The organism is Candidatus Stygibacter australis (genome assembly GCA_030765845.1).
GTDB classification, from domain to species: Bacteria; Cloacimonadota; Cloacimonadia; order Cloacimonadales; family TCS61; genus Stygibacter; species Stygibacter australis.
Window position 1 is genome coordinate 20,962 of sequence record JAVCDJ010000030.1, and the last position, 18,067, is coordinate 39,028.

The 18,067-nt window shown below is 38.8% G+C and carries 11 protein-coding genes; 7 read left to right on the forward strand and 4 right to left on the reverse strand.

Translation table 11 applies throughout. The annotated features are described in order from the left end of the window. The first annotated feature begins 4 nt into the window (after positions 1-4). From RAO94_01725 to RAO94_01745, 5 genes are all read left to right on the forward strand, one after another. On the forward strand, positions 5-1,891 hold the full coding sequence (locus tag RAO94_01725) for a DUF3857 and transglutaminase domain-containing protein (GenBank protein MDP8321048.1): 1,887 nt from the start codon (positions 5-7) through the stop codon (positions 1,889-1,891). A 742-nt stretch (positions 1,892-2,633) separates the two neighbouring features. Then, complete coding sequence (locus RAO94_01730; protein MDP8321049.1) at positions 2,634-2,870, forward strand: hypothetical protein; 237 nt, start codon at positions 2,634-2,636, stop codon at positions 2,868-2,870. A 37-nt stretch (positions 2,871-2,907) separates the two neighbouring features. Further along, positions 2,908-3,036, forward strand: coding sequence for a hypothetical protein (locus RAO94_01735; protein MDP8321050.1), 129 nt, complete (start codon positions 2,908-2,910; stop codon positions 3,034-3,036). A 28-nt stretch (positions 3,037-3,064) separates the two neighbouring features. Then, the gene (locus RAO94_01740; protein MDP8321051.1) at positions 3,065-3,541 is read left to right on the forward strand and encodes a hypothetical protein; all 477 of its coding nucleotides are present in this window, start codon (positions 3,065-3,067) and stop codon (positions 3,539-3,541) included. Between the two features lie 67 nt (positions 3,542-3,608). Beyond that, complete coding sequence (locus tag RAO94_01745) at positions 3,609-5,267, forward strand: GLUG motif-containing protein (GenBank protein ID MDP8321052.1); 1,659 nt, start codon at positions 3,609-3,611, stop codon at positions 5,265-5,267. A 73-nt stretch (positions 5,268-5,340) separates the two neighbouring features. Here RAO94_01745 and RAO94_01750 read toward each other — a convergent pair whose 3' ends face one another. Beyond that, positions 5,341-6,168 carry an HAD family hydrolase gene (locus tag RAO94_01750; protein MDP8321053.1) on the reverse strand — a complete coding sequence of 276 codons (828 nt, stop codon included), beginning with the start codon at positions 6,166-6,168 and terminating at the stop codon, positions 5,341-5,343. 150 nt (positions 6,169-6,318) lie between these two features. Here RAO94_01750 and RAO94_01755 point away from each other — a divergent pair, with 150 nt between their 5' ends. Both RAO94_01755 and RAO94_01760 read left to right on the forward strand, forming a co-directional pair. Continuing rightward, complete coding sequence (locus RAO94_01755; protein ID MDP8321054.1) at positions 6,319-7,146, forward strand: BtpA/SgcQ family protein; 828 nt, start codon at positions 6,319-6,321, stop codon at positions 7,144-7,146. Next, positions 7,124-8,212 (forward strand): Ldh family oxidoreductase, encoded by a 1,089-nt coding sequence (locus tag RAO94_01760; GenBank protein ID MDP8321055.1) that lies wholly within the window; start codon positions 7,124-7,126, stop codon positions 8,210-8,212. The genes RAO94_01755 and RAO94_01760 overlap by 23 nt, the downstream gene beginning before the upstream one ends. A gap of 56 nt (positions 8,213-8,268) precedes the next feature. Here the strand turns inward: RAO94_01760 and RAO94_01765 are convergent, their stop codons facing one another. The 3 genes from RAO94_01765 to RAO94_01775 form a co-directional block, all read right to left on the reverse strand. Beyond that, positions 8,269-13,347, reverse strand: a complete 5,079-nt coding sequence (locus tag RAO94_01765; protein ID MDP8321056.1) for a C25 family cysteine peptidase — start codon at positions 13,345-13,347, stop codon at positions 8,269-8,271. A 427-nt stretch (positions 13,348-13,774) separates the two neighbouring features. After that, complete coding sequence (locus tag RAO94_01770; protein ID MDP8321057.1) at positions 13,775-15,622, reverse strand: hypothetical protein; 1,848 nt, start codon at positions 15,620-15,622, stop codon at positions 13,775-13,777. 223 nt (positions 15,623-15,845) lie between these two features. Next, positions 15,846-18,035: an SUMF1/EgtB/PvdO family nonheme iron enzyme gene (locus RAO94_01775; protein MDP8321058.1), complete on the reverse strand. Its 2,190-nt coding sequence runs from the start codon at positions 18,033-18,035 to the stop codon at positions 15,846-15,848. Between the last annotated feature and the right edge of the window lie 32 nt (positions 18,036-18,067).

Consider the following 18,067-nt stretch of genomic DNA (forward strand, 5'->3'; position numbering starts at 1 on the left):
TAAGATGAAGAAATTAATAATAATTCTTGCTTTGTTTATCCACATTACTCTGATTTTTGCGGTTTCAGATTATAGTGCATATCTTGATAATGAAATTGGAATTGATGATTACCCCAATGCTTCGGCAATAAATATTTATACTGAAATAAACCTGTCTGTGAATGAAGATTATTCTTATGATTACAGTGTTTTTTACATTAAAAAAATCCTCACTTATATGGGTAAAAAACGGTACTCAGACGTGAAGTTTGAGTATTGTGCAGATTATGAGGAAATCGAGTTTGGGGATTGTTGTACAATCAATTCAGAAGGAGTTAGAATAGAAATTCCGGAGGAAGCATTACATGATTCAGAAGTGTATTGGACATTGTTATCACCCGAATATGTAAACCAATGGGAAAAGATCATCAACTATCCGGAAATTGAACCCGGCAGTTACATTATTGTGAATTATACTGAAAAGAACAACAGAAAAGATTACGTGTCCGGTATTGAGCATTTGATGGAAGAAAATCCATATCTGGAAAAGAAATTTACTGTGACATATCCAGAAACAATAAATATGTATATTGATCCTTTGAGAGTAGTGGATAATCTCGAGATTGAAAAGGCTAATGAGATGGGATTCATAAAAGAAACATTTACGATCAAAAATGCTGAGTTGATACCTTCCGAAATGGACAGCCCTGATTATGTTTATACAGGCTGTCCGATAGCCTACAGTAGCGAGAAAGACTGGGTTGATCTTAGCAGTAAGATTTTTGAGGAATTTAATTCCGGCATTGAGATTACTGACCAGATAACAGAAATATCCCGGGAAATTACAATGGGCATTAATGACGAAAGAGGGAAAGTTTTTGCGATTTATGATTACCTGGCGAGAAATTATACTACAAAGATGTCTTTTTTATATACCCAGGAATTTAAGCCAGAACCTCAGAAAAAAGTGCTGGAAAGAAAGTATGGGTCTCAGAGAGATATTGTAGCATTATTTCTGGGTTTAGCAAAAGCTGCCGGAATAGATGATTGCTATCCAGTATTGCAATTGGACTCGAATTTGAGATATCATAATATTCAGGATAAAACTGTTCTCAGGGATTTTATCAGCCAAATCAATGTCTGGTGGGACAATACTTTGTTGTTACCAGGAAATGATTCGTTGCCGTTTGGCTATGCTGGAATAGAATCCTGTAATATTATCATTGGAAAAAAGAAGCCTGTGTTTACAGAATATGCTTATGATTCCTCTAAACTGATAAGTAAGAAGACTATCTGTAAGGCAATATCAGACAATGAATATGCTATTGACTACTTAATTACTTATTCTGGCTCACAAGATTCCCAATACAGATCTCAATTCAGAAATGAGAGTGAAGAAAATACAAAAATATGGTTTAGTAATCAGTTAGGTGATAAGTCTTCAATTTTATCTGCTGGACCCGAATTTATTAATCTGGAAGATTTAAATACTAATGTCGAGCTGAAATATACTACAAAAGTAAAAGGATTTCTTATTAGACAAGGGACTTATGCCTATTTCACATTACCTTTAGAGAAAATCGAACTCAGCGTGGGAGCTCAAAAGAGGGTGTTACCATATCAAATCGAAAGAACATTTTCCTGCGAAGAAGAATTTGTTATTGAAAATATTCCTACTGATCTGAAAGTGATAAAACCTGAGAAGGGAACAAAAGATGTATTTAAGTTTGGGAAACAGAAAATCAGCTATTCAATAGATATTAAACATAATAATGATACAATTATCTTCAGAAGAATTATTGAGATACCAGAAGGGATAATACCTGTTGATGATTACGGGGAATTCAGAGATTTTGTTAATGATATGAACAATCCGACTAATAGCGTGATCTTCATGGAAATGGGTGATTGATTCAAGTCTGCCCATCTTTATAGTAATCTCAATGAGACTGTAACAAGTGGTGATCCTCTGATGCTATCTTTTGATTTAAAAGAGGATTGTAAGTGCTAATTAGAAACTGTTCAATCTTAGATTGATTTATCCCTGAAGGGGATTTGTCAATTTCACAAAAATTGACAAATATGATGGATATTCGCACTTCTTTCTGCAATAATTACTATTCTTATAATTTTCAATTACTTATATTGAACAGTCTATCAAGATGATTTGCCTTAGAACAACAAAGCACATAGTGACATTATAATGTCACTATGTGCTTTGTTGTTGCTCCTTAAGGGCGGTATATGACTATGATGATAGTTAATTATTTGCAGGATATGGGAATAGGTGGGATTTACTTCATAGGACATATTGAGCATATAGGATCTATAGACCCTAAAATTATGCTGACATTGTGATACACCTTAGAAAGCAGTGGTACATTAAATGTACCATACTACAAATATTGTACCACAAGGATAAATATGTATCACCAGACCTGAAATTGAACTATGTCATTTTGACATAGTTCTCCAATATGCTATAGCAAAATGGAAGGTCAGAGTTTTTTATCAGCATCACAAAATAGTTATTAGCACCAATAAATATTTATATTTAGATATAATATTGATAAATAGCAGACTTAACATAAAATTCCTTCCGGATTGGAACTGGGATTGCATTATAATAAAGAAAACCTAAACCTGGTGGGAGTATGACTGAAGTAATAAAAATAACAGAAAATGAAAGTGTAATGCCCGAAATGATCTCAGAGATCAGCGAAGTAATAGAGTTCTGCAGTACGGGCAAGCGATATTTTTGCTTCACCATTGTTTTAAATGATAACCGGATCATTAATATTCTGCGAGAATATGGTAATGCCAATCGAAACCTTAAGGAACTTGAAATAAAAGCCCTGCATAAGGGATTAATAGATGCACAGCCACAATGAGCTGCTAAAAATCATAATTAATGGAAATCATTATATAATGACATTTACAGCAGAAGTTGTCTTAGAAAGATACCCCACTGAGGGAGTCATTCATCATCTGGCAGAATTTGCACATGATGAATGCAGGGGTATCTCTGAGACAATTTTTGCTTATGATAACTTCTGACCCGGGTAATAATATCTCTGGACTGGTTATGAATTTTGAGATTGATAAAACCCTGCCTGCAAACAGGTTGGTGAATATATATCCAAACCCGATCAATCCCAGTACAATGATAAGTTTTTATCTAACGGAGGAGTCATTGGTAGATAATGATCAGATTGGGCAACTGAAAAATAATTTAGAAGTCACCAGACTTAGCGGCAGCGAAGAAGAGCTGGTCACAGTTCTGGAATCAATTCTAATGTCACATCTCCAGGCGAGAGAAATCCTAAAGACCATTCCTTATGATGAGGAGCTGGTGACAATATTCCGAAAGAGCAGCAAGAGGAATAAACTGGCTCAAATCTTAGATTTTCTGGGAAGAGTATATATGATCAAGCCAGATTATAATAAATCCCTGGAATATATCCAAACAGCGCTGGAACTATCCCGGGAACTGGATGATAATAAAGAAGAATCATATTGTCTGATGAATCTGGCAACAGCAAAGGGAAAAATGCGGAAATAAGAGCCTTACATTCAGTGATAAGAAATAAATTTGATCAATATATAAATCAAGAGATAAAAAAGGAGTTATGATGAAAAAATGGGCAGTCGTTTTGTTGTTTGTGAGCATGTTAATTATGCTGGGTGCTTTTGTTGATGAAAATGTGGAAAAGAGTTCCAGTGAGGAGATATCTTCAATTAATAATGCAATTGGAGGTGGACGTCCGATAACATTTAGTGGAGGAGATGGTTCGGAAGGGAATCCCTGGCAGATAACTGACCTGGATGATCTGCAATATCTCAGTGAAACTTCGGGTTATTGGGGAGATTTTTTTATTCAAACAGATGATATTGATGCATCCACTACGAGTACATGGGATGATGGGAATGGTGGAGATCCGGAAGGATTTATACCGATTGGAAATTCAAGTGACTTCTTTACGGGATTTTATAATGGACAGGGTCACGTAATCGATGGATTGTTTATTAACCGAGTAAATAATAATATTGGTTTATTTGGTAGAACTTCTGGGGCAGAAATCGAAAATATTGGGATAATCAATTCCAATATAACAGGTTGGCAGTATGTTGGTGTTCTTGCTGGATATACCTTAGGAACTTCATTCAATAATTGTTATACCAGCGGTTCTGTTGAGGGAGGATATCAGACAGGCGGGTTAATAGGAATGCCTTTTACATCAAGCTCCATAACTAACTGTTATGCGATGAGTTCAGTGATTGGCACCAGTGAAACAGGTGGTCTGGTTGGGCATAGTCTTGGCTCTGTTATCAGCAATTGTTATGCTAATGGTTCAGTGAGTGTCACTGAATATTCTGGAGGCTTGATTGGATTTTCAGAGACTTCTACTGTGCAAAACTGTTTCTGGAATTCGCAAACCTCAGGTCAAACAAGTAGTGCTGGTGGAACAGGTAAAACGACTGCTGACATGCAGAATGTTGCAACCTTTACAGAAACAGATACAGAAGGACTTACAACTCCCTGGGATTTCGTAACTAATCCTAATGATGACAGTGCTGATGATGATTACTGGGATATGGATCAATTGGGAACAGTAAATAATGGTTATCCTTATCTTAACTGGGATTATTTGATAGACCCTCCTCTTCCCGTCACTCTTTCGTCATTTACGGCAATTTATAATGGAGATAACCCCGTTATTCAATGGATCACCTGCAGTGAGATGCAGAATTCCGGCTGGAATGTTTACAGAAATTGTGAAGAAGATTATAGCTCCTCTTTGAAATTGAATATAGATCTTATTCCCGGAGCCGGTTCTTCCACAGAAATGCACAATTATTCTTATCAGGATGAATATGAAGTGGAACATGGCACCTGCTACTACTACTGGCTGGAAAGTATAAGCAATAGTGGTGGAACAGAAAATTTTGGACCTCTTTCTCTCAATATTCCACACCAGGAAGATGAAGAAGAAGCACCTCCGGTACCTGATCAGTTTAATTTACTGCCTAACTATCCAAATCCTTTCAATCCTGAGACTTGCATTAGCTACAATCTGCCCTTTGAATGCCAGACCGAGTTATCTATCTACAACATTAAAGGTAAAAAGATCATAACTCTGGTCAATGGTATCCAGGAAGCAGGATTTCATTCCCATATCTGGAATGGCAAAGATGAGAACGGTCTGGAAATAAGCAGTGGCGTTTATATTTATAGATTAGAAACTGAGTATTATAAGATGGCAAAGACAATGGTTCTGGTTAAGTAAACCTAACGTTGATAAAATATAATAGAAGCTCCCCTTACGGGAGCTTCTATCATTATAAAATCTTTTAAAAGAATTATTTAGGAATTAACTCATTTAATCTATTATCTGTCATCACTTTATCTATGATAGTTTTTACTATAATATGCAGTTTACTATCTTGCTGATAATCGGCTTCAGCGATGAAATTTACCCGGTTCTCATCATAGAGTCTTCGGGCTTCCTGCTCTCCCCTGCCGGGTTTATATACAGAAATGGAATGACCTCCCTGATCCTTGATCAGCTTCATGCAGGGGACATCTGTTATCCCATCACCAAAATATATCATATTGGTAAATGGCACTGGTCTTTTATCCTTAGGGACGTAGTCATTGATCAGACTGTTATCCCAAACGTTGTATACGCCTTTATTGATCCGGAACAGAAACTGAGTTTTACCAGTATAATTAATGGCAACTCCTGGTGAAATTGCCACACCCTGATCGTTGTAAATAAATGAACAGGCAAAGATCTCTTTGAAATATTTTGCTATCCGGGAGCCAGCGATCATTTCCTTGATGCCAGAAGATAGTACGTAGTGTTCTGCCAACATGTTTTTGCTTTGAACATATTCATTCACTCTGTCAAACCAGCTTTCCACTCCTGCAAAAAATTCGATACTCCTGCCATAACCAGCTAATTTATCTTTGGTGAGTTTCACGCAACTGGTTCCGGCACATTTTTCCAGCATCAGCATCATATAAGCCAGGATAGTATCAGCATTATTTTCTACAGCCCGTTTATTGGCAGTTTCCCAGAATTCCTGAGGTTCTATACCTAATTGCGGCAGGAAGTCATATTCCTGCATATTCCGCGGTGACAAAGTACCATCAAAATCATAAATAAAAGCGATCACAGGTTTCATATTTACTCCAGTTAATTAATCAGTTACCAGAAAATATAATTTTTTTTATTGGTCAATTCTTTTGGGATTATCCAATAATTCTTGACATGAGAGATTTGATTGAGAAAATTATTAATGTATTTAAAAAAGTGTAAATATAATGGATTAAACATGAAAACAAGAACTTTTAAAAAGGTATATGGGATGGTGCATGTGGGGGCTTTGCCGGGAACACCACACTTTCGCGGAAGCATGACTGATATCATCAGAAAAGCAGTGAAAGAGGCTGAATTATTACTTGAGTATGGATTTGATGGTATTATCCTGGAAAATATGCACGATCTGCCGTATCTTAACAGACAGGTGGGAGCAGAGATCATCTCCGGAATGACCGCAGTAAGTACTGCAGTGCGTTCAATCACTGATAGTGAAATTGGTATCCAGGTACTGGCTGGAGCGAATAAAGCAGCCTTGGCAATTGCTTCAATCTGCGAACTGGATTTTATCCGGGCGGAAGGCTATATATTTTCTCAGATATCAGACGAAGGGATGATGAATGGAGATGCGGGAGAATTGCAACGCTACCGTCGTCAGATAGGAGCAGAAGAGGTTAAAATATATTGTGACATCAAAAAGAAGCATTCTGCTCATGCTATCACGGCTGATATTGATATTGCAGAAACAGCAAAAGCTGCAGAATTCTTCCTGGCAGATGGTGCGATCGTGACGGGTATTAGTACAGGCAGTCCGGCAGATAAAGCGGAACTGGAAAGAGTGGGAAAAGCAGTTGATTGCCAGGTTCTGATCGGTTCTGGACTAACGAATGATAATTTAGCAGAATATTGGGATTTAGCTGACGGTTTTATCATCGGCAGTTACCTGAAAATAGATGGTTTATGGAGTAATGATCTGGACGTAGAGCGCTGCAGATTGTTGATGGAATTAGTAACAAAATTAAAAAATAAAGGAAAAGATTATGATCAGGAAAATCAAGATTGAGAAGATTTACAGTTTAATGCAGGCAGTATTCACTGGTTGCGGTGTACCTGAAGATGATGCGAAGATATGTGCAGATGTGCTGATAACGAGTGATTTACGGGGAATAAAGTCTCACGGATCAGGCAGACTTAAGATGTATTATGACAGGTTTAAGGATGGGATATTATTTCCTGAAACCAAAATCGATGTGATTAGAGATATGGCAGCAATCAGCGTGTGGGATGGTAATCATGGCATGGGTCATGTGGTAGGCCATAAAGCAATGAAAACAGCTATAGAAAAAGCGAAGAAGTATGGTATTGGTGCTGTGGCTGTGCGTAATTCCACTCATTATGGAATAGCCGGATATTATGCCTTGATGGCAGCTAAGGAAAATATGATCGGTTTATCATATACCAATGCGCGACCTTCTATCTGCCCATTATTTGGGATAACGCCTATGCTGGGAACAAATCCGATAGCCTTTGGCGCACCCAGTGATCTGGAATATCCTTTTGTGTATGATGCAGCAACATCTATCACCCAGCGGGGGAAGATAGAGGTGCTTGATCGAGCAAATAAACCTACACCTGAAGGATGGGTGATGAATTATAAAGGTGAAACCAGTACTGACACCAAGCAAATATTGAAAGACCTGATCGCTAAGAAAGCAGCCCTATTGGCTTTGGGTGGAAAAGAGGAAGAAACGGGTGGTCACAAGGGTTATGGACTGGCAATGATGGTTGAGATCATGTCAGCAGCTTTGCAGAATGGTAAATATCTGGGTGACCTATCAGGATTTGATGAAGAAGGCAAGCCGGTAACGCATAATCTGGGACATTATTTCCAGGCGATTAATATCGAAGCATTCACTGACGTGGAAGATTTCAAAAAAATAACCGGAGATATTATGCGCCAAATGCAGAATTCTGCCTTGAGACCGGATAAGAATAGGATCTGGGTGGCAGGTGAAAAAGAATTTGAAATCGAAAAAGAAGTTAGAGCAAATGGCGTGGAAGTGAATGATGCACTATACCGGAATATGCAGATAATGATCGAGGAACTGGGATTGGATTTTGAGATCTAAGCTCAGTTGATAATATAAAGTCCTGACTGATTTTTTACCAGCCAGGACTTTTTTCTTTATTTCAAAAGTAATAATTTAGAATATTTACTTATCTGAGGACTTCGGAAAGAAGAGAAATATATACCAGAAGCCAGTTTTCGATTATTATCATCCTTGCCGTTCCAGGTAATAGTATAATATCCGGGAGCAAATTCTTCAGATGCCAGGGATTTTACCTTTTGTCCTTTAATATTATAAATATCCAGATTTACAAATTGAGTTTGGGCAAGTTGAAAAGCAAAAGTAGTTTCAGGATTGAATGGGTTGGGATAATTACCATTGAATGAGGTTACTTCAGGGATATCAGTATCTGAATTGGGTGTGCTTGTATATGAAAGATAAACCGGAAGAGTAGATTCATTTCCAAAATTATCACTTACATATATCGAAGCACTGTAATCTCCGCTTTCAAGACCCTGGGGCTCACAATTAATCTCAACATAAACCGTTTCATTGGGAGTAACAAACCCCTCATCTGGAGTAAGAGAAAGCCAGGAAGTCTCATATGGTTCGATCCTGAGCTCAAATTGTCCTAGAAAAGAAGAAATATTCCATAATCCTAGTTGAGCTGAGTCAGTTGCATTATCAGCCAGTTCAAAAGAGAATTCCGCCGTATCTATCAGTAATACTTCGGGAGCATTTCCGCTTGCTGCAGGAAATTGTATATCATCAAGCCAGAAGCAATCAGAGCCTCCTTCAACTCCGATATCCTTTTCATATTCCCACTTCAAAGTATATTGCCCCACTGGCAGATCATATTCCAAAAACATCCAGCCAGTTTGACCACTCCAGTCATCCTGAATAATTTCATCAATATAGAAGCTTACCACATCCCAATAAGATTCAGTGGATACATACATCCAGTACGCTATCTCGCCAGGCTGAGAAGTAATGATATCAACTTCCAGCCAGGTGATTTGATTATCTCCGATATCACCACTTACGGCTGCATAATTACCATTATGAGATGTAGTAGAGATTGTGAAATCTGCATCTCCACCAGTTTCCCAGGGGAAGCGGGAAAAATCTCCGCTTTCAAAATCCTCTAGGGATACACCAACAGTGACTGCATAATCAAATCCAGTATTAAAATCAAAATCACCATCAACATTCAGCAGAAATTCCAGATTATCACCTTCTTCAACCGAATTATCCACAGAGGCAGGAAAAATAAGATATGATTGATTACTGCCAGGTATCTCACTTAGTTGATTAGATGGCTGTCCAAGACTAAGAGCAGGATCCATAGGATAGGCAGAAAATATCGGAGAAAACACTGCTGCACCACCAGTATTATTGATCACAATTCCCAGATCAAATGATTCTCCCGGGTCAATCATCTGATTATTATTATCATCATTCATAATAAATGTATATCCCGGTTCCAGATCAGGTGCATTTATGGTATAAGTTCTGTTCCCCGTAAAGGAAATTCCATTGTAGTAAACAGTGATCTCAAGATCAATCAGATGACCATCAGGGCAATCATTACTTACTTCTATTTCAAATCCTGTTTCGGGATATAGAAATTCACCTCCAGGAATGTCTGGATAAGTTATTGAATCCTGAGTGAGAATAACATAATCATCTTCCAGAGCAGCTATAGCACTAACATTTTCTGCTGCCCCTTGACCAATATTATTCAGCGAGATCAAGATCTCAGCGTTTTCTCCATAATCAATCTGACCATCCCCTCCGCTATCGATCACATTGTCTCCATAGAGCACCAGATAGGCTTCTTCATAAGGTATCGGCTCGCTTGTAAAAAAGATAGCAGAGCCATCCTGCAATTGATCTGCCTGAACAGGATAAACATTATTATAGGTATATTCAAGCCCGTGTGTACTGGTGTGATCTTCTATTCCTATCGTGGCAAATTGGCCATGAAGGACATAATATCCACCATAAGAACCCTGATCATCATTATTGAATTCTTCATATTGAAAAAGCAGATTACTGTTTCCACCAGTTGATGGATAATGATCTGAGTCATAAATTATCGCTTGAAATGTAACTTCCGAATAGCTGTAATCTATCCGCAAACGCGACCATTCGACAATAAAAGTATGATTCACCTGGTCATGATAATAGCACACATTTCCAGTAGATGTTATCAGATCATCCCAAAATGGTGCGATCATTGGTGAAGGTCCCCCTGGACCTGGAATTGACCAGTTCATAAAATCCCGAATTCCTGTGTCACCTGGTGATATCCAGCCATTGGAACAGATAGATATTTCATCATAATCTATACCATAAAATTTGAAACTGATCGGGATATCAACCACTTCTGTATCTCCTGTATTGCCATTATCATATAAATTTAATACTGTCCCCTGTCCCCCGTAAACCGGATCAATCTCTATCCAGTTATATTCAGGGCAATCTATATAGCCAATATCTGACTGATCATAGCAGTAATATCCTCCTCCATCAGGACCCAGAGGGTCCCCGATTCCCGCTTCACCTACAGTAATTAAAAAAGTAACTGAGGGATGATCAAGTTCAGGTGTCGTGATATGTAAGGTTAATTCTATTTGAGTACCTGGAATTATATCTGATTGGGCAATTATATGAAATGGGTCAGCAAAATTATTTCCTATGCTCGCACTGGGAATTTGTCCACAATAACCAGAAATATCAGAAACCACCAGTTTTGGGTTATTACTCGCTAATTCTAAATTCACATTAGAAGCTAATTGCTGACCGGCATTAAGCAGATATACTATAAGATCAGTTTCTTCTCCAGGATCAAAATGTCCTGATATACTCAGTTCATAATCTTCCAGAAGTAGACTGGGTGCAAATACAGTATCAGAATAACGGAACGTCCAGATCTCACCCGAGCCAGCGAGAGTGAAATCAATGATCAGGTCATCTATTCCTGTAATATTATCCGGTAAAATTAAACTGATATTGGGATCCGTTGTATATGTCCCGTTAGCTTCAATTTCAGATATATCAAGACTATTATTAGTGAACTCAATCCCGGGGGTTGATGATTGGGCAGTCAAAGTGAGATCGCTGATATTTTCACTGAAATAACTCGTTAAACTAAGCTGCAGTTCAATTTCTTCTCCCGGACTGGCCAATCCATCACCATTACCAGTCACATTATCTATCACCTGAAAATCCGCTGAAAAATATTCAATATCATCAGCCAGTTCAAGTTCACTTTGCCAGGGAACAAAATTATGTTTACTTACTGTAAGCATCAGTTCACCAGCAGTAAGATCTTCTAAAGAAATCCAGGCAGAACCTGATGCTTCAGAATATACAGATATTGAATTCTCCTCTTCATCTAAAAGTGTTACCAGGGCATTTTCAACCGGATATCCACCTGATAATATCTGAACCTCTATTTGAGACATCCCCGGATTTAATTGCTCAGGACAGACCACACTAAGCTGCTCTGGTACGTCACTCCAAATTTCCATTGCCGGATCTCCCATAAGATTATTCCAGGAAATAAACTGATGCTGAGCGTTTGCTGGATTAGTGGGGAAATTTATGTACATATTAAGTTTTCCCCGCATCAAACCCATTCCCATGTCCCAATTCTCATCAACGAATAATCCCGTCCAGATTCCCTGATCAATACAATTATTATACGTGGTATGCGTAAGACTTGTTGCTGTACTGATTGCTGCCACTGCTCCCATAGGATTTGTTGTAGAACCCACCTTCAGAAAACGTTCACTCATGCAGTCACCATAACTGGCATAAGACCCCGTCGCGCAGGTGAGGAATACAACTACTGGTAACATACTTCCATTAGTAAGGTTATTTATTGCATTAACACTCCAACCGCTGAAATCACCATGACCGCGATAATTGAAATAAACACAACCCTGATTTAAATTGATGTTTATACTCGAAGAGTAATTGCCGCTGAACACATTTATAGGATCTATATTGGGAGCTGTGATTGCCATCATATCGTCCACATATAGCTTGGTATCAATACAGGAAGTACCGGACGTGGATGGATCTCCCACCATTAATGCCCGGTTAAACCAGTTAGTATTTCCCATATATGGTTCTTTCTCATAATTTATTATCTTAGAAATTATACTTGCCAGTTGGGTTGTTGTATCAAAAGGGATCCTCCCGATAGCTGCATCCGGTAAGATATCATTACCTTCCAGCATCACAAAATCATTATCCGTTTCACCTGTATCTATCCAGAAACAGGGGATAGTAAAACTGCCATTGGCATCTCCCACCAGGCATACATATTCTGGTGGATTCTCCCAGTCATCATAAGCATCCTGAATATAATTCTGAATATTATTTGCTGAATTACCGGCTTGAGAAAGAGAGGCAGTGTGAACTTCAAAACCCTTTTGCTGACGCCAGTCCACCAGGTACTGCAGATAATCTTCCACTGTGTTATTATTATAATAGATATATAGGATACAGGGTTTCTGAAATTCTTCTGTTCTTTTGACACTTTCATAATTCACTACAGTTTTACTGTACAACTTATCAAAAGCCCGTGAAGGTTTTTTCACCTTTGTAATTTCATTAATTCCCGGTTGATCTTCTGCAAATATCCGCACTGTTATCTGCTGATTGATGATCAGATTTCTGCTTAATGCATCATATTGAAAAGGATTGAAGGTTACACGCACCAAACGGTAATCACGCATGATCACAGGCTCTCCTGTCATGGCAGCGGATTCAGGATATATGGAATAACTGCCGTAAACATCTTCATTGATCACAAAGCTACGGTCAGGTGGCTGACTTTCAGATTGCAGGTTTTGACGCGGATATAACCTGATTTCTTCTTCGATTGTCTGCTGAACAGAGATAATTTCAAATCCTATCCTTCCCTGATCCGGTACTGCCACCAAGGTGCTGAAACATGGCACTTCAGGATATCCAGGTAAGGCATATTCTCCCCCACCAGTAGTGATGATCCGCTGATAACTGTTACCTTCGGCTTCTATTTCCTCTATCTGATAATCAGGAATACTAAACTGTAATTCAGTTGCTTCCTCATTTTTTACGCATTCAATATTATCAGCCATGAAATTGTTAACACTGTTTGCATTCAGGACAATTATCAGGCTAAATAGTAAACATAACATTATCTTTATTTTCATCATCAATCCTTAACTACATTATTTATATAGTTTGTAGCAACTTTTATTCCAGATAACGAGTTACATAAGATTATATCGCAAAATACACCATTTTCACTCAATCCAACCCACTTAGCAGGAGTTTTGAACGGTACTCCGGGCAAGACTCCTGGCGACCTGTTATCACTCGTTGTATCAAGACCATCCCTGGTCTTGTTCTCCTCCCCCACCCAGAGCAAGGATGCTCTGGTTACGCAGAATATATCGGTAGCTTAGCTGGTCTATTCTCCCGCGTATTCAGTGTGTTCAGTGGTTGATAATTCTTACATTACATTATCTGTAAATCCTACCATTGCGAAGGTTTAGTAATCATTCGCAAGGTATTCTTATCCGTGCTCATCCGTGCAATTCGTGGCTACGCTGTTCCATATTCCTAATTAGTCACTCTGAAATTGGACAATTTTATTAACTGATTTTCACTCCATTCTGATGGTTGCCAGCTGCGCACATAGATCATTGGCTCGTCTCCCTTAAAATCCACCAGCAGAAAAAGATAACCTTCATCTGAATAACCCGTGGAAGAATACTGCTGTCGCATGGATATGCCATACACATCTTTCTCAGTATTCTTCTGATTAAATTCACAACTGCTGAAACCCAGAAGAATATCCTGCTGCTGCTCAAATATCTGCTCCTGACGTAGCATAAAGTCTTGCTTCGTCATTTCCAGATAATCTATTTCCGGTTGTAATTCCGTTTTCCCATACTCATAATTATGCTCTGGTTCACCTTCTTTTAGCACTCTACCCACTATAATTATAGCTTCTTCAGCAAATATCTGGTTCAAGGTAGCAATATCTCTGTCCAAATATGCGGTTCGGTATTTCTCCAAAAACTTCACCAGCACCTGCCGATGACGATATGCCTCATCATTATCATGCTGATCATCTTTAAACTTTCCTACGTGATTTTCATATAATCCTGAAAATACACTGAAATTTACATCCTGCAAAATACCCTCTTTGTTAAAATCAAGCACCAGGTATTCCATGCCCCGCTGATTTAAACTGGGATAATTGCAATACACCGGTATTGTCCTGGCTTCCCAGCCTTCATAAGTCTTATTAATGGCATAATTATATTCATTATCTATCACTTCGATCTGATTATATTTACATATTTCAGTCAGCTTATGCTGCAGAAATTCATCATTTGCATACTTTGTGGCAAAATCACTGTTTTGAAAGCTCTCTATCAAGTCAATTACCGAGCTTGCTATTTCTTTGGTTACCGGACAATTATCCTTATCCGTACAACTCAGTTTCAGCTCTGCCTTTTCGTATTGAGGTTTTTGCTCGATAGCATATTTCTCTAACTGCTTTTCTGTTTTTTGGGTTTTTTCCAGGCTTATTTTACGCTTATTGGTAAAATCCGGTTTGACAATTGCCTCCCAAAGCTGCTCTACTTCTGTCATTTGCCTGCGGTTTCTGGCAAAACGATATTGAATTTCCACTTCCAGTTCGTCATAAGTGATGCTGGCACCCGTCAACCGGCAGCACACTCTACCATCCCTTACCTTCTCTCCCACTGGCGAGCCTTTCACAACATAACTGAATTCCAGCAGCTTCACCGGCTTACCTTCATATTCCACCCGCAGATACACATTCCGGATATTATCCTGTACCATTTTATCCTGCTCATAAATAAATTTCACATTTTCTATGATCTGCTCAATACGCTCAGCAGCTTCCAACCGCAAATCTTTGCCCTGGTATTCTATCCGCTCCATAGGTATGGATTTCATCAATATCAAACTATAATAATACCACTGCAAAGCATTAGAAAGGTTTTGTTTCTCTTCATTTTCCACTGCCTTCTCATACATGGAAAATATTGTCCGCTTCCGCTCATTATAAATGCTGGCAAGCGAATCCTGATGCAGATAATAAAGCACCTGCCATCCCCCATCTTCCCAGGATTGCAAAGGCTTCAAATTCTTCAATGTAATCCCCGAATAAGTTCGCATGATCTTTTCCACGCTCTCAGATAATTTACCATTCACTTCCACCTTGGAAGATTCAAAGTCACCTGACACCATCACACTGATATTCTGCGACAGCCTTAGAAGCGCCTTATCCTTAGCATCGCCAAGCTCCTTAATACCCTCACTACCCAGCACCTCGCCATAATAATAATCACCGCTGCCCTTAATCTCCGCCGGACTTATACAATAACCATAAACAATAATAACTAATACCAAAACTATTAAATACTTCTTCATCCTACCTCTCTCTTATATTATTGTCTTATTCCTTCCATTTGAACTTGTGCAATTTTTGCACAAGTTGACTCTTTTTCCAACTCACCTTCTTCTGGTAACCTGTATTACTCGCTATTTGCGACCATCCCTGCTCTTGCCTTACATTTAATTTTCAATTTTTCATTTTCCATTTTCAATTATTCTTCCGTAAATCCTGATTCAGACAATTTCCTTAATCCTGATCCTATTTAGAATTGCAGGCAAGGCGGAAGCCGAGGTGGTCGGGGCTGTAGCCAGGGGAGTAGCAAATGCGATTAGCTATGCGGCAGAAACTGGCATTGACGCGCCAGCTACCACCCCGATACTCACGGTCAGAGCCAGAACCTGGACCATGTGGATCATTCTGCGTACCGCTGCTGTAAGCTCCATCCCAATCCCAGCACCATTCATATACATTGCCACTCATATCATAAATACCCAGCTCATTAGCTTTCTTACGGCCAACACTATGTATTTTATTTCTAGAGTTATTATCATACCAGGCTACACTACCAATATCATTACTGCCAGAATACTTATAACCTTTGCTTTTATTACCACCACGTGCTGCATACTCCCATTCAGCCTCTGTTGGCAATCGGTAACCATTAGCATTGAAAACACACTTGATATTTTTACCTGAACCAGTATAACAACGATCAAGTCCTTCCTGATCACTCAACTTGTTGCAGAACTCCACTGCATCATACCAGCTTACATTTTCTACTGGTGCATCTTTTCCAGTTTGTTTAAACTTAGCAGGATTCTTACCCATCACAGATTCATATTCACTCTGAGTTACTTCATATTTACCTATATAAAAATCACTCACTGTCACACTATGCACTGGTTTTCCATTATCATCACTACTTGTGCCACCCATCTGGAAAGTGCCACCTTCCACAAATACCATCCATTCTGGAACATCACTACCTTCTTCCAATGTAACTTGCTTTTGTATAGTTTCATCTGCAGTCAGACGGAATTCCTCTTTATGAGTTTTATAGCCATCAGCACTAACAATCAGTTCATATTCCCCTACTGGCACATCAGTAAAAGTCTTCCTGCCAATTGAAGCATAATGCTCCCCTGCATCTCCTGTAAGTTCTATCTTTGCATCTGCGGGAATGCACATCACCTGGATCACACCTGTCTGCACTTCCGGATACATCTCTATTGTCTCTTCTGCTTTAGGTTTAAGGGTAATTACACGCTTTAATGGCTCAACTTTGGGCATTGTTACCTCAATTTCTAATACTTGAGGTGCTACTTTCTTATTAGAAACTCCACCCTTGTAACTCTCTCCCTTAAATTTAACTGTCGCGTTGTCATGGGTTTTCACCGTCAATATTGCTGCAATATCTTCTGGATATAGTTCAAATACTTTCACCTCTTCCTTCTTCAATGTATAAGTTTCTTCAATGGTTTCGCAAAATTCCTGTTCGATCTTAAAATTTATGGTTTGAGGAAGCAACAAAAGTTTATCAATTCCTCCTTTATAATCATTTCCATTAAGTTTCACAGTCGCATTGGGATTGGTATTCACCGTCAGCGTAGCTCTAATATCAGTCAGTTTATAATGCTTCTTAGTTTCAGGCTCAATGATCGTGATCTGCTCATTAATAGTTTCATAGTTTTCTTTTTCGATCCGAATAGTATAAGTGCCGGCATCATAGAAACTTTCCAGCGGAGTTACGCCCATTTTCATATTACCGTCAATAGTAACTGACGCTCCCTCAGGTTCAGATGTTATTTTCACAACAGCCGGCATCGCTGGCACTAACTCAAAATGGAAGGAATTATTAATTACTGACACCTCTTCCGTAATTGATTGAGTTGCAAAGCCATCCTTAGTAATTCTAATTACCCGTTCTCCCTGATTCACACTTATAGTCAGCATTTTATTTTGTGTAGTTCCCAGTAATTCGTCATCAATAAATATATCTGCACCAGATTGATTACTGGTAATAACAACCGGTATCTGCTCAGCTTTCTTCTCACCTGTAAGTTTCAGATGATAAACATCCCCAGATTTTACACTGTTTATCCCAAAGGATGAAAGCACTACTTTCAAAGGCTCAAAACCTTCGGCATGCACATCAATAGCCCGTTCACCGGGTGATACATACACATTCCATCTGCCCATTGCCGGATTAGTGATCTTGCCCACTGCCCCGTTCCAGGGACGAAAATCCATATCAACATCCAGATCAGTGATAAATGAAACCAGAGCTGCCTGATTTTTATTAGCATCCAGTTTATCACCAGGCACGATCTCGCCCGTTGCCCGGATTGCCTTACCCACAATAGAAAGCTGATTTAATTCCTGACCTGACAAAATACTGATTGAAAGCCCTATTAACAAAATAAAAACTAAATATTTATTACTTATCATCCATCCCCCATAAAAAAACGCATTCTCAATGT

Bases quoted from the DNA above. Each gene is read 5' to 3' on its own strand.
- RAO94_01745 (MDP8321052.1), top strand. From the start codon at position 3,609: ATGATGAAAAAATGGGCAGTCGTTTTGTTGTTTGTGAGCATGTTAATT.
- RAO94_01760 (MDP8321055.1), top strand. From the start codon at position 7,124: ATGATCAGGAAAATCAAGATTGAGAAGATTTACAGTTTAATGCAGGCA.
- RAO94_01740 (MDP8321051.1), top strand. From the start codon at position 3,065: ATGAATTTTGAGATTGATAAAACCCTGCCTGCAAACAGGTTGGTGAAT.
- RAO94_01755 (MDP8321054.1), top strand. From the start codon at position 6,319: ATGAAAACAAGAACTTTTAAAAAGGTATATGGGATGGTGCATGTGGGG.
- RAO94_01750 (MDP8321053.1), bottom strand. From the start codon at position 6,168: ATGAAACCTGTGATCGCTTTTATTTATGATTTTGATGGTACTTTGTCA.
- RAO94_01730 (MDP8321049.1), top strand. From the start codon at position 2,634: ATGACTGAAGTAATAAAAATAACAGAAAATGAAAGTGTAATGCCCGAA.
- RAO94_01765 (MDP8321056.1), bottom strand. From the start codon at position 13,347: ATGTTATGTTTACTATTTAGCCTGATAATTGTCCTGAATGCAAACAGT.
- RAO94_01735 (MDP8321050.1), top strand. From the start codon at position 2,908: ATGACATTTACAGCAGAAGTTGTCTTAGAAAGATACCCCACTGAGGGA.
- RAO94_01725 (MDP8321048.1), top strand. From the start codon at position 5: ATGAAGAAATTAATAATAATTCTTGCTTTGTTTATCCACATTACTCTG.
- RAO94_01770 (MDP8321057.1), bottom strand. From the start codon at position 15,622: ATGAAGAAGTATTTAATAGTTTTGGTATTAGTTATTATTGTTTATGGT.
- RAO94_01775 (MDP8321058.1), bottom strand. From the start codon at position 18,035: ATGATAAGTAATAAATATTTAGTTTTTATTTTGTTAATAGGGCTTTCA.